Source organism: Prevotella melaninogenica ATCC 25845, assembly GCF_000144405.1.
Taxonomy (GTDB): domain Bacteria; phylum Bacteroidota; class Bacteroidia; order Bacteroidales; family Bacteroidaceae; genus Prevotella; species Prevotella melaninogenica.
In genome coordinates this window covers 1,127,692-1,142,193 of sequence record NC_014371.1, presented here as the reverse complement: position 1 = coordinate 1,142,193, position 14,502 = coordinate 1,127,692, and the positions used below count along the sequence as shown (strand labels likewise).

General features: G+C 41.5%; 7 protein-coding genes. 3 read left to right on the top strand and 4 right to left on the bottom strand.

The features are described 5' to 3' along the window. Positions 1-31: 31 nt before the first annotated feature. Both HMPREF0659_RS11420 and HMPREF0659_RS11415 read left to right on the top strand, forming a co-directional pair. Positions 32-3,850, top strand: a complete 3,819-nt coding sequence (locus HMPREF0659_RS11420) for a glycoside hydrolase family 2 TIM barrel-domain containing protein (RefSeq protein ID WP_081439560.1) — start codon at positions 32-34, stop codon at positions 3,848-3,850. Positions 3,851-4,201: 351 nt separating this feature from the next. Next, positions 4,202-5,422 (top strand): MFS transporter, encoded by a 1,221-nt coding sequence (locus tag HMPREF0659_RS11415; RefSeq protein ID WP_013265297.1) that lies wholly within the window; start codon positions 4,202-4,204, stop codon positions 5,420-5,422. Positions 5,423-6,901: 1,479 nt separating this feature from the next. Here the strand turns inward: HMPREF0659_RS11415 and HMPREF0659_RS11410 are convergent. The 4 genes from HMPREF0659_RS11410 to HMPREF0659_RS11395 all read right to left on the bottom strand — a co-directional run bounded on the left by HMPREF0659_RS11410 (position 6,902) and on the right by HMPREF0659_RS11395 (position 11,800). After that, the gene (locus tag HMPREF0659_RS11410; RefSeq protein ID WP_013265130.1) at positions 6,902-8,683 is read right to left on the bottom strand and encodes a fimbrillin family protein; all 1,782 of its coding nucleotides are present in this window, start codon (positions 8,681-8,683) and stop codon (positions 6,902-6,904) included. A 37-nt stretch (positions 8,684-8,720) separates the two neighbouring features. Further along, positions 8,721-8,969 carry a hypothetical protein gene (locus tag HMPREF0659_RS12820; protein ID WP_174254489.1) on the bottom strand — a complete coding sequence of 83 codons (249 nt, stop codon included), beginning with the start codon at positions 8,967-8,969 and terminating at the stop codon, positions 8,721-8,723. Between the two features lie 1,008 nt (positions 8,970-9,977). Continuing rightward, on the bottom strand, positions 9,978-11,522 hold the full coding sequence (locus HMPREF0659_RS11400) for a hypothetical protein (protein WP_013265809.1): 1,545 nt from the start codon (positions 11,520-11,522) through the stop codon (positions 9,978-9,980). 53 nt (positions 11,523-11,575) lie between these two features. Next, positions 11,576-11,800: a hypothetical protein gene (locus HMPREF0659_RS11395; RefSeq protein ID WP_052299148.1), complete on the bottom strand. Its 225-nt coding sequence runs from the start codon at positions 11,798-11,800 to the stop codon at positions 11,576-11,578. 1,066 nt (positions 11,801-12,866) lie between these two features. Here HMPREF0659_RS11395 and HMPREF0659_RS11390 point away from each other — a divergent pair. Beyond that, on the top strand, positions 12,867-14,483 hold the full coding sequence (locus HMPREF0659_RS11390) for an ABC-F family ATP-binding cassette domain-containing protein (protein ID WP_013265699.1): 1,617 nt from the start codon (positions 12,867-12,869) through the stop codon (positions 14,481-14,483). Positions 14,484-14,502: the final 19 nt, after the last annotated feature.

Genomic DNA, 14,502 nt, shown 5'->3' with positions numbered 1-14,502 from the left:
CAAGTAAAAACATCTATTATCTTTCATTCATATGAAATCAATCAGAAACATTGGTCTTCTCGTATCCTTACTGGCGTTAGCACCATCCGTGCTAAGGGCTGGCACATGGGGTGCGAAGCCTGAACACGGTAAGACCTATTTAATCTCAGTAGGGCAAGACACCAAGAATGTACTTACTCCCTACAAGTATTCATGGTTAAGGGACACGGGTCTTGCGTTCCTTGCTTATGCTGAAGGCAACGATGCACAGAAGTGGAAACTCGTTGCTGTGAGCGGTAAGCAGGACTGCTATCAGTTGGTAAATGGCGACGGCGAGTTGGCTTTCGACATGGCACTCAACGACACAAAGAAAGTCTCTGGCTACCCTTGTATGTGGACACAGAGCATCGCCAATCCTAATCAACAGATTTATATCACTAAGAAAGGCAGTGGTTATAAGTTGAGTGCAGTGTCTGCAAGGAATGGTCAGACTTATTATGTAACCTTTGGTTCTATCTCTTCTGTCGACGGATATTACTGTGGTTATGAGAACAGTGAGGCATCAGCTGCTACGCTACAGTTCAAGGAAGTGCCTGCAGTGGTTATTCCTGAGGGTGCCGACTGGGAGAATGCGAAGGTCTATGAGCGTAACAAGGAGCGTGCGCATGCCACCTATATGCCTTATCCATCAACGAAGGCTATGAAGGCTGATGGTCAGCGTTATGACAAGCCTTGGTTGGACCCAACAGGTGCAAACTATCTTAGTCTGAACGGTACATGGAAGTTGCGTTGGAGTGAGGGAGCTAAGCCTGTCTTGCTCGGTAAGGACGACTTCTGGGGCGATGGCGTAAGTACTGAAGGCTCTGCGTGGAACGATATCACTGTTCCTTCTTGTTTAGAGATGAATGGTTATGGTCTGCCAATGTATGTGAATGTAGACTATCCGTTTGAAGATCAGCAGCCTTACGTTCGTATGAAGGCTGGTTTGAAGAACTCTGTGGGTTCTTATCGTCGTGATTTCACTCTGCCTGCAGGCTGGGAGAATAAGCGTGTCTTCCTCCATTTTGATGGTATCTACTCTGCTGCTTACGTTTATGTGAATGGCAATGAAGTGGGTTATACAGAAGGAGCAAACAATGTCAGCGAGTTTGACATTACTAAATACCTCCGCACTGGTAAGAATAATGTTGCCGTACAGGTGATTCGTTGGAGCGATGGCTCTTATCTTGAGGGTCAGGATATGTGGCACATGAGTGGTATTCATCGTGATGTTTACCTTGTGGCTACACCAAAGACTTACTTGGCAGATCATTATATTAAGGCTACTGTTACACCGGGTTCTACTACCGTTGCTACGGGTAGTGCGGCTACATCTGTAGACCTTACCGTATGCAATCGCGATAAGACTGCAGCGAAGAAGACCGTAACCGTAACGCTCTTCGACCCATCGGGTAAGGAAGTGAAGAAGCTGAAGTCTGACTTTGTCTTTGCTGCTGGCGATAGCTTGAAGACACAGACAGTTGACTTCGGAACACTCTCTAACGTGAAACTATGGTCTGCTGAGACCCCAACCCTCTACACCTTCACCTTCAGCCAGTCGCAAGACGGCAAGGAAGAGGAGGCTTTCTCTACTAAATATGGCTTCAGAAAGATTGACCTTAGTAAGGGTTATCTTGAGGTGAACGGCCGTCGTACTTACCTCAAGGGTGCTAACACACAGGACACTGACCCATTGCATGGTCGCAGTATCAGCACTGACCTTATGTTAAAAGACATAGCAATGATGAAGCAGTCTAACATGAATACGGTTCGTACCAGCCACTATCCACGTCATGCAAAGATGATGGCAATGTTCGATTACTATGGTCTCTTCGTTGTTGATGAGGCTGATATGGAGCTTCACAAGAACTGGGATGGTGTAAAGACAATCATCAATAACACGGATTGGACAGGTGCTATCGTTGACCGTAACGTACGTAATACGCTCCGCGACCGCAACCATCCGAGTGTTGTCTTCTGGAGTTTGGGTAACGAGAGTGGCTCTGGTCTGAACATCATGGCAGCTTACAACGCTGTGAAAGAACTTGATAACCGTTATATCCACTATGAGGGATCAACGCGTGATAATGCTGAGGGCACTGATCTCCATTCTGTTATGTATCCTGCAGTTGACCATTCACGTGGTGGGACGACAGGTCCTGTTACCTCAGATGCTAACCATCCAAGTACGGGTAAACCTTACTTCATGTGCGAGTATGCCCATGCTATGGGTAATGCTGTGGGCAACCTGCGTGAGTACTGGGAGGCTATGGAAGGCTCTCTGATGGGTGTTGGTGGATGTATCTGGGACTGGGTTGATCAGAGTATCTACTCTTATGATGCGATTAAAAACAACCAATTGACAAAGAATGGATTCCCTGCTTATATCACAGGATATGACTGTCCGGGTCCTCATCAGTATAACTTCGTTAACAACGGACTTGTCAATGCCGATCGTGCATGGAGTGCTGAGCTTGACGAGGTGAAGCGTGTTTACCAGTGGGTGGGCTTCAATCTGAATAAAGACACCCATCAGGTGAAGTTGACGAATAAGTATCTTGACCGCAATCTCAACCAGTTCTATCTTAAGTGGACCCTCCTTGCTGACGGTAAGCCTGTACAGGATGGTATCGTTAAGAAGCTGAATTGCGCTGCTGGTGGTACTGAAACCGTTGACTTGAAGTATAACCCTACAGCCTTTGCAGGTAAGGAACTCTTCCTCAATATCGGACTTTATACGAAGGAGGCAACGAACTGGTGCGACCGTGACTATCCTGTTGCTGAGTTCCAACAGCAGTTGGCACAGCGCACAGAGGTCCTCGATAAGGTTGATAACACAAAGGCTGATGCTCTTCACGCAACGAAGAATAGCGATGGTGGTTATACCTATGCGAACGGTAAGCAGAAAGTAACATTCGACGGACAGGGCAATATTACCCTTTGGGCATACGAGGGTAAAGACCTCTTTGTACAGAATGAGGGTCCACGTTTCGACCGCTATCGTTGGATAGAAAACGATAACCCGATGGAGGCTTATGGTAATGATCCTACCGATAATGGCGTGAAGTCGCAGACAGCTACCTTCCAACTCTCTGACGATGGTAAGACGGCAACCGTGAATGTTACGCAGAACGGCAACTATGGTAAGGCTACTTATAAGTACACGATCAATGCAAACGGTACGATAGACCTCGCCAGCTCCTTTGAGGCACAGGGCAATGGCGCAAGACGTTTAGGCTTTAGTCTGAACTTCCCAAGCGATATGTCAAAGGTAAGCTACTATGCACGTGGTCCTCGCGCAAGCTATATCGACCGCCTCGATGGCGAAGACTTCGGTATCTATGAGACGACAGTCAAGGATATGTATGAGCCTTTCGCACACCCACAGAGCAACGGCAACCGCATTGGACTACGTTGGCTCACCCTCACAAACAACGAGGGCAATGGTGTGAAGGTAGAGACATCGGGCGATGTTGCCTTCTCTCTGACCCCTTGGACAGAGGCAGAATTGCGCACAGCACGCCACGAATGGGAGTTGCCAACATCTAATCGTGTCGTAGCACACTTTGATGCTATTCAGCAGGGTCTTGGTAACAAGTCTTGCGGTCCTGGTCCATTATCAAAGTATGAGATACAGAAAGGTAAAACCTACTCAAACATCGTGCGTTTCATCCCTTTTTCGGAAACGGCAGATGATACCGCAAACGGAATCTCTGCCGTAGTAAACTCAGCGACAACAATGGCACAAGTCTACGACCTCTCTGGTCGTAGACTTCCTGAACCTCCTGCCAAAGGATTCTATATTCAGAGTGGAAAGGTTCATGCTAACTAACGCCTTGCAGTCTTCAGTGCCTATGATTTGACTGTAGGGTAGGGGCGCACGTGGTATTCTTCATTCTAAGGAATGGGTGCCTCGTGCGCCTTTATATTTCAAAATGGCAATTATAATGGTTGACTAAAAATATCCTTCCCCCATGTATGGAGCGATAATAAAGTAAGCCAAAGCTATAATAAAGCACACTTCTTTCCGTTTTCAAAGAGTGTGCGGAGGCTTAGCACATGGCGTGTTGATGGTAAACACCATTGGTGCGGAGCCTTAGTAAGCTCACAGAAGTCCTCTCTGAAGGAGGAGTGAAAGCATAAAAACCTTGTTATGAAGTAGTAAATAAAAAATATCTTTATTATGAAACAAAAAACTAACTACCTATTTCCTTTAGCCATTATCGGCTTATTCTTCTTCTCTATTGGCTTTGCCTTGGGTATCAACTCTTATCTGATGCCAGTATTAGAGAAGTCTATGCACATCTCTGGTGCGGCTTCAAGTTTGTTGCTTGCAGCGACTTTCATACCGTTCCTCTTGTTCGGTATTCCTGCAACCCATTGCATTAAGGCAATCGGTTATAAGCGTACGATGGCTTTGTCGTTCGCTATCTTCGCAGCAGCCTTTGGACTTTTTATCCTCGCAGCGAAGCAGAACTCACTGACATGGTTCCTCATTGCGAGTTTCGTCAGTGGTGCAGCCAATGCCGTTTTACAGGCATCTGTCAATCCATATGTAACGATTCTTGGTCCGATGGATTCGGCAGCACGTCGTATCTCTTGCATGGGTATCAGTAATAAGTTGGCTTGGCCAGTGACGACACTCTTCATTACTTTGGTGATTGGTAAGGGTATTGGCGATACGCAACTCACCGATCTTTACATGCCATTCACCATCATTATCGGTATCTTTTTGCTCTTGGGTGTTATCGCATTGATGGCTCCACTGCCAGACGTGAAGGCTGCAGGTGAGGATGAGAGTGAGTGTGGCGACGAGGCAGCAGTCAGTTCATATGCTGACGGTAAGACAAGTATTCTGCAGTTCCCACACTTGTTGTTGGGCTGTTTGGCACTCTTCCTCTATGTTGGTGTAGAGACCATCTCGCTCGCTACGGCAACAGGTTATGCACAGTCATTAGGTTTGGAGGGTGATAACTACGGATTTATCCCTTCAGTGGGTATGATTGTGGGTTATATCTGTGGTGTAATCTTCATCCCACGTTACCTCTCTCAGGCTGCTGCAATGCGCATCTGCGCTATCATTGCCCTCGTTGGTAGTGTGGCTGTTGCCGTTGTGCCAGACCCCGTTATCTCCGTTTATTGCATCTTCTTGATGGCGTTAGGCTGTTCTTTGATGTGGCCAGCATTGTGGCCTTTGGCAATGGCAGACCTTGGCAAGTTCACTAAGTCTGGTGCTTCACTGCTGACCATGGCGATTGCCGGTGGTGCTGTGATGCCTTGGTTGCGTGGTGTCGTGCAGGATTGCACCTCTTTCCAAACCTCTTACTGGGTCAGCGTCCCTTGTTTCCTCTTCATCCTTTACTACGGACTCGCAGGCTACAAGATTCGGACGAAGAAGGAGTGATGAGGAGTTAAGGAGGATTTGATGTGGAGTTAAGGAGTTAAATGGAGTTAAAGGAGTTAAGACAACACCGCTGACTCATAGGATTGATGTGGAGTTAAGGAGGAAAGGATGTGGAGTTAAGGAATTAAATGGAGTTAAAGGAGTTAAGACAACACCGTTTACACTTACTTCTTTGCCTAATATAATATTCTGCTTTTCCCCTTTCACTACCTCCATATTGTAAATAAAAATCAAGTCTTAAAAATAAAAAGAGCATGAATTGGCTTTCAATTCATGCTCTTTTTGCTTCTAAAAGGTGCCCTTTTGAACCCTTATTAATGCCCTTTTGAAGTCCAATTAACCACCTTTTCAAAATTAATTCACAATTCATAATTCACAATTCATAATTATGATTACCGATATTGCTCAAAGGTTAAACACAAATCATAAAGTTCAGAGTTCAATGTTCAAAGGATAAGAGTTTCCTCTTGCGTAACTCACAAGAATATTTTATATTTGCAAAGAACAATTCTTTACCAAGCATATCAGAACTTATAGACATTCTTGAAGACTGATTGGCACAAGACAAAGCTGGCTTCTTGACGTACTGCTAATGGGTCATGCTACTCGAAAGAATATCTTTTGGATTATGGATAGTATAATGGAGGAGTTCTTGGACGAGGTGTTTTAAGCTCAATTAATTCTTATAGGAATAGACTCTAACCAACTGACTTTTGAAGTTGCTGTCACTGCTGTCAGGCTTCAGATGATTGTAATATGCTGAAGGAGAGTTGGTTCGCTCAAATGTTAAAAGTGACAGCAAACAAAAAATAAACTTATAGACTACGAATTTCTCTAATCATTTTTGAACTTTGAACAATTAACTTTGAACTTTGAGGTTTGAGCATTGAACTTTATGATTTGTACGTTTAATGACTACGAATTTCTCTAATGACACGAATCATTATAGCTTACTTATTCGTGACATTCGTGTAATTCGTAGTTAACTTTATACTTAGAACTATGAATGACTACGAATTTCTCTAATTACGCTAATATTATTGCGATGTAATTCGTGACATTCGTGTAATTCGTAGTTAGCTTTATGCTTAGAACTATGAATGACTACGAATTTCTCTAATTATGCTAATATTATTGCGATGTAATTCGTGACATTCGTGTAATTCGTAGTTAGCTTTATGCTTAGAACTATGAATGACTACGAATTTCTCTAATTATGCTAATATTATTGCGATGTAATTCGTGACATTCGCTTAATTCGTAGTTAATTTTGTGCTTTGAGTAATAGTTTTTGAAGAATTAAAAAAAGCAAGTTGATAAGTTTATTACAACTCATCAACTTGCTATCATATAACTTGTTTACTCGTCAACTCGTTAACTTGTCAACTTGTTAACTTGCATACCCTCGTTATCATTTAACTTGTTTACTCGTCAACTCGTTAACTTGTTTACTCGTTTACTCGTCAACTTTCATATCTCCTACCATCCCTTCTTGGTTTGGTAGCTTTGCTTAGTCTGATTATTTTGCTTTGTCTTTGAATCACTGCTAACGCATAGAGGACGGATGTTATACATGTTGTACTTAGGGTTGTTACCACTTCCGCTGCCGTTAACAGTACCTGGATAGAGCCAGCCATTGTTCATGTAGTAAGCTGAGAAAGCTGTTGCCTGTGCGTAGTTGCAGCGGTTAGCGTCAGAAGTCCAGTAGTAAGCCTGACCACCTGGACGCTGAAGACGTGGCGCACCGTCGTTATACTCGGTGTAAGCACCAGCGAATGGGAAGAACACACCCTTATCGATATCCTCCTTAGAGAACTTCTTCATACGTGTGTTATGCTCGTAGTATTTACCCACATAGATACCATTTGGACGGTTTGTGTTACCAATGATATGGCCGTTCTTATCGAGTACCTTACCCTTCTTGCAAGCAGGAACGGTTGGGTCGAAGAGCACACCGACGATGATGTTACAGCCGTCTTGATAATAACCAACATACTCACCCGTCTTTGCCATCAGGTTATCGAAGTCAGCCTTTGTAGGCATCATGAACTTACCATTAGAAGCATAGTAAGCAAGGTCGCCATAGCATCTGTTCTGAATTACAGCCTGAAGATTACCCATATGATATGAATAATAACGTGAGTAGCTGTAGCTGTAGTTGTTTGCTGCTGCAATGCTACCCCAACGGAAATGGTCGAAAGCAGAGGTGTTGAAGGCACGTGGGAGGAAGTCTGGATAGAGATTGAATGGATCAGAATTGGTATAGAAGTAATCCCAAGCCTGCTTAGCAAGTCTGTAACCAGGAACCCAACCCTCTAAATTCGTGCAAGGCTCATACTGCAAGTTGTATTTTCCCCACTTTGTTCCGTCAATGTCAATGCATGGACTTGGACTTGGACATGGAGTTGTCGTAACATGAACAGTATACTCATAGTATTTTGCAGGCTGATAATTTAGTGGTTCGGTAACTGTTGCATAGAACTTCTTTCCATTAACAGTTTCGATAATGTAAGACGGAGTGAAGTTGGCATCTGGGAAAAGAGCAACATAGAAAGTCTCTAATGGAGTGTCAGCAGTTATCTTCAGCTCACCTTTAGGCTGCTCATAAGTCATCTTACCTATAGCAAGGTCGAAAGTAGCCTCATTGTAGACATTCTTGATTGTAAGTTGCTTCATATCTGTCACCGGCTGACCTTCATAAAGTACCTTAAGGCATAAAACAGAATACTGGCGTTCCAACTTGAAGTCAGCCCATATATCCTTACCAGCTTCCTTGATATTCTTCAACTTGCCCCAAGCATAATCGAAATATCTGAAATTCTCAACTGTTCCGTTCTGTCTACGTACAACAAGTTCGCCCTTATGATAGAGCGTATTCTCTGATAAGCCCAAATCAACTTTGCCCATGTTCTCTCTATAAACATGTCTAAATGGATAGAAAAGGGCTAATTCATCTCCTTCTTTCCAATGGATGTCACCCTTAAGATCAGATCTCTCACCATCACTGATAGCGGTTAACTGATCATATCCTTGAGGTTTTGTTACATTATAGGCAAAGAGACGGTCGCCAGCATTCCATGTAATTCCATTCGTTAGTGATACGTTTGTACGTGTCAAAGGAGCAGTCTCCTGTTTCACAACAAACGAACGAGTTGATGTACCTACAAGTTCAGAATGCTCGTCATTATTTTCAGACGAACAAGATGCGAGACCAAGAAATGCTACACTAAGCAATATAGAGTAAAGACTTTTAGTAATCATGTTTTTAAGTTTTTAGTAATTAATCAACAAATGCTTTTTATTCGCCGCCAGAACTGAAAAAGAATCCATTTGTTACTGAACTTGGAGCAGACTTAGTATGATTTTTTGTGTTATCACAATCATTACATCCGCCACCTCCTTTGTTTTCACCACCTTGATTACCACCACCTTGATTACCGCCACCAGAAGTGAAACCACCATTTCCTGCACTACCGGTTCCTGCTAACAAGTAACCTTCACTCTCAACTTTTGTACACGCTGTGTACGGTTTCAAATAATTCTTCATATACATTTTTGTTTTTTGGTTATTTCAATTTTAATTTTTATGAATAATAGGTTTTATATATATACATTTTTTCGAGTCAAGTTCTATCTGAAGATGTAACAAGATATAGCAAGTTAACTTACGAAAATCTCTCCTTATATATAAGAGGTATTATACGCAAAATCCAGATATACTAAACGCATTTTTTTAAGTGTAACATAAAGTTTGACGAAGCAAAGATATACAAAAAACGTATACACAATTAGATTTCTATTGATAAAAATAACTAATAAAGATTTACGAATCTGACATTCTTAAATTACGTAAAATTCGGTGTTAAATAGACTTTTAAAAGCAAAAATTCTAACTAAAAAACACAACCAAAATACAACATAAGTTAAGCGAGGAAACAAGGCTTAACCCCTTTAAGCATAAGAAGTTGGTTTGTAAAGTGTAAAAAATATACTTTTCGGGTGCTACTTAGGGTAAGAAGCTGGTTTAAAAAGAGATATAAAAGGCTTACCTTTTCTCTCATCAAGATAGTAGTAAAGTGCTACGACTTTCCTATGTAATAAATATGCAGGTTATGAGGATGGGATTAACTTAAATTCTTTTATCTTAAAATGTCAATATCAGAATTGACTTAATCAGTAAAAGGGTGGGTGAGTAGCTACGAAACCATGTTAAAAAGCATATAACTTGCAAGCTTTTTTATACGAAAGCTTAAAAACTTCTTTATATCTTAATATGCAAACTTATGCATATTTCACAACTTAAGAATCAGATTCCCCAATTAATCGAACGGAGTTCTTATCCGTATATCAGTGTTTATAAATACGACCACGCCGCACATATATACATATTACGGAGCTATATGAGACGATATAAAACAAAAACTTGCCAACGAATCGCACTTCACTGAGTTGTCCGAAGACAGCTCAACGCTGTACGAGCGTTGGCAAGATTATATCTACTTAACCTGCAACTTTAAGAAGGAAAGTTTCTTAAAGAGAGGAATGAGAATGCAAGTTACTCAAAAGTACCTATGTAATATCCATCATTACTTGATGTAGGGCTTACAATGACCTGACTCTTGCTAAATTCCAACGAGTATGCCCAGGTTTCGTCAACTGGAGAAGCACTTGATGACCAATAAAATCCTCTCTCTCCAATTTTTGACAAATAACCGTCACTATATTTACCCAAAGCAGGTAAAAAGAAGTATCTACTTGCAAAATAACCTACAGGAGCACCTTGAATAGGAGTCACTTCAAATCTTGCATAATTATCGCGCATATCCAGATAGCTTGGACCTTGATCAGAATTGAACGATGTTATCAAGTTGATATATGCTTTATTGCGGAGCCATATACCACCCTTATATAAGTGTCCCATTGCTGTCCACAGTTTATCATCATCCCAACGTGGATCACCATTCTTTACATACCATCCCAGCTCATTAGCATTAGGCAAATTCTTACAAGAAGAGTTCATAGCATCCTCACGGCCGAATCCTCCAGTCCTATGAAAGTAGCTACTACCAGAAACTGGGTAATTTGGATTGCTTTTGTTTGCAAGCACAGGCTGCCAAGGGTTAGCTGAGTTCCACTCATGGCCATTCCAGTAATTCTTCTGTGCATCCCACATGTAATACTTACTACCGTCATAATCCGTTACATTGATATCGGCAGTCATATCATAGTAGTCGTTCTTCTCATATTTGAACGAATCATACGTCTTAGTAATCGCACCCTCAACGTTTGTTACATAGTCCTTGATCCAATAACGAACAGTCAAGGCGTGTGTACCTGGACGAATAACAACATAGGCACCATTGGTTTTTACATCTGCTGTGCTGGTATTCAAAGAGAAACCATTTGCATAAGAGCCGCTACCCTTTGTTGTCATTGTAATAGTCTTACCGCTACCAGTACCCGTCAATTCGCCCGTTGTGGTATCAAGCGTGTAGGTATCTGTGATATCATTATCTGATTCTACTTCTATCTTTGTAAGGTAACAGTTCTTTACAGCTGTGTTGTTTGTAAAAGGCTGGAATACGAGGATAGCAGCCTGGTGATCGAGACGGAAATTAAACACACCGCCATTACGTGTTGCATCTGCAGTTCCACAATCACCTGCCTCACCAATATGTGTGGTGCTATTAGGCTGTGCCTGACTCTGTGTGCCAGAGATTGTTACGTTGTTGTTAAGACCATTCTTACCAGGGTAATATACCTTATAAGTTGTGCTGTTAGTGTATTTACCAGGAACCATAAACTTAAAGCTGGCAGTCTTCTCTGTTGGAGCATTGCGACTCTTCTGCCATGTTCCATTGTCGTCCTTTACATAGATATGATCACCAGCCTCCCAGAAGAAAGCACCGTTGTCATAGTTGAGTGATGTACGTGTTGCAGCAGCACCTGTCACGAATGAAGTAAGGTTGCTATTCTTTTCAGTGTTTGTTTCTACAGTGCTTTGTGCTACATCTTCATTAGAGCAAGACGCAAACACCATTACAATGCCACACAATGCTATTAATGATAGCAGGCGCACCTTAAAAGTCTGTTTTCTCATTATTAATATAGTCTTTTTTGCTTATTACTTATTTAATTAAAACTCTCTTTTGATTAATCTTCCCACAATGAAGTATGTTCATTACTTGACGAAGCCTCATCACCAACCTCAAGCCACTCAAGTGCTTGTTTTGCATTATTAGCATTAGGACCTTTCTTGTGATTACCCGGTCTATGCTGACCAGGAAATGAATTCTCTGCAAGTAAAGTTTCGTTATTGATAACAATTACTTCTGTATAGGGTGCTTGATAACCTATCTTAATCTTATTCTGTTTCATAACTTATGGTATAAAATGCTATTTATTTACTTATTTTATTATCCTTATTCTTAATTTGTAGGACGTAAAAATGTTTACACTCACTCTTTAAAAGTGGGAGTATATGGGTGATATTGAACTGGTTTTTAATCCTTATTCTGTTATCCTAATTGAAGAACTTTATGCAGTTTCACACTGCTCTTTTTACCTTATTATCTAATATCAAGGCTTTGTTCGTTCTTAATTATATTTATCCCCAAACTTACATCCTTTTAGTAATCAATTTTAATTTTATTGGTTGCAAAATTACTGAAATAATTTCAATCTCGCAAGATTTTAATTAAAACAGCCCTCACTTTTTTTATTTTTTCACTTGCTTTCTTTATGACTAACAAGCTCTTATAAGTAGTGAGAATACGAAGTTATGAGGCTAAAAAGGGTCTGAAGTTAAGGGCATTGATTAGAAATAGAATAAAGACTTATACACTTGTAGGGTATGAGTATCCTTAATGAGGCGACCTTACAATGCGGGATAAACTACAAGTTAAAAGCAAATATATACTATGTCTATCCTTTTTCTACAAGCAAATGATTCTTATGCTCATTGATATTTGTAAACTATTTTTGTGCAACTCAAAACCAATACATGCTCTTTAAGCTTCTTAAAGACGCCTAATTGACTTGCAAAAGATGCCCTTTAAGACCCTTACTAACGCCCTTTTGAAGTCCAATTAAGCACCTTTTATGTTGCAAACTTATAACTGACTGATTTTCTGTTGATTGCAGACTTGCTTTTTATCTGTGTTTTTATCCTTATCTATAGCTGTTTTATTCGAGATTATGTAATGATTTTTCAATCGTTATCTACGCGAATTTTTACCGACTACGAATTACGCGAATGACACGAATTATATCGTAATAAGCATTAGCGTAATTAGCGAAATTCGTAGTTAGTAAAGGTACATATCATAAAGTTCAATGTTCAATGTTCAAAGTTCAAAGTTAAGTTCTACTTGTTTCTTTGTCGTTTGAAATAAAAATCGTAACTTTGCAGCCAAATTATTATATAATAAGGTATTAGAAAAAGATGATTACACTTTCAAACCTTGCTATCCAATTTGGCAAGAGAGTTCTATACAAGGACGTTAACTTAAAGTTTACACCAGGTAATATTTACGGAGTCATTGGTGCCAATGGTGCTGGTAAATCAACCTTGCTTCGTGCCATTTCTGGCGACTTAGAGCCAAACAAGGGAACAGTAGAGTTAGGACCAGGTGAGCGTCTGTCGGTATTGGAACAGGACCACTTCAAATATGATGAGTATAAGGTAATGGACACAGTCCTCATGGGACATGATGCACTTTGGCAGAACATGAAAGAGCGTGAGGAACTTTATGCTAAGCCAGAGATGACTGAGGAGGATGGTAATCGTGCTGCCGACTTAGAGTTGAAGTTTGCTGAGATGAATGGATGGGAGGCTGAAAGCAATGCTGCACAGTTGCTCCAGAACCTTGGCGTTAAGGAGGAATTGCATGAGAAGCAGATGTCACAACTCTCAAATACTGAGAAGGTACGTGTGATGTTGGCTAAGGCTCTCTTTGGTAAGCCAGAGAACTTGTTGCTCGATGAGCCTACCAACGACCTCGACCTTGAGACCGTTGAATGGTTAGAGGATTATCTCGGTGAGATTGATGAACATCAGACTGTATTGGTTGTATCGCACGACCGTCACTTCCTCGATTCTGTCAGCACACAGACAATCGATATCGACTTCGGTAAGGTAACCGTCTTTGCTGGTAACTACTCGTTCTGGTATGAGAGTTCACAGTTGGCTTTACGTCAGGCTCAGAACCAGAAGATGAAGGCTGAGGAGAAGAAGAAGCAGTTGGAGGAATTCATCCGCCGATTCTCTGCCAATGTTGCTAAGAGTAAGCAGACAACATCACGTAAGAAGATGTTGGAGCGTCTGAACGTAGAGGAGATTCGTCCATCAAGCCGTAAATATCCGGGTATTATCTTCTCTATGGAGCGCGAACCAGGTAACCAGATTCTTGAGGTTGAGAACTTGAAGGCTGTTGATGAGGACGGAACAGTACTCTTCGATAATGTGAACTTCAATATTGAGAAGGGACAGAAGGTAGTCTTTCTCTCTCGCAACTCAAAGGCTATGACTGCGCTCTTCGAGATTATCAATGGTAATCGAGAGCCTGATGCTGGTACATATAATTGGGGTGTGACAATCACTACGGCTTATCTCCCATTGGATAATACCGAGTTCTTCGATTGCGATTTGAACCTCGTTGACTGGTTGTCACAGTTCGGTCCAGGTAACGAAGTGGCTATGAAGGGCTTCTTGGGTCGTATGTTGTTCAAGCAGGAAGAGGTTGAGAAGAAGGTGAACGTACTCTCTGGAGGTGAGAAGATGCGTTGTATGATTGCACGTATGCAGCTTCAGAATGCCAACTGCTTGATTCTTGATACGCCAACTAACCACCTTGACTTGGAGAGTATTCAGGCGTTTAATAACAACCTGATTGGCTTCAAGGGTAATATCCTCTTCAGTTCACACGACCATGAGTTTATTAACACCGTTGCTGATCGTATCATTGAGTTGACTCCAAAGGGTACCATCGACAAGCTGATGAGCTACGATGACTATATCCACGACGAGCAGATTAAGGAGCAAAAAGCAGGAATGTACTAAGATTGTCAAAACATGGCAT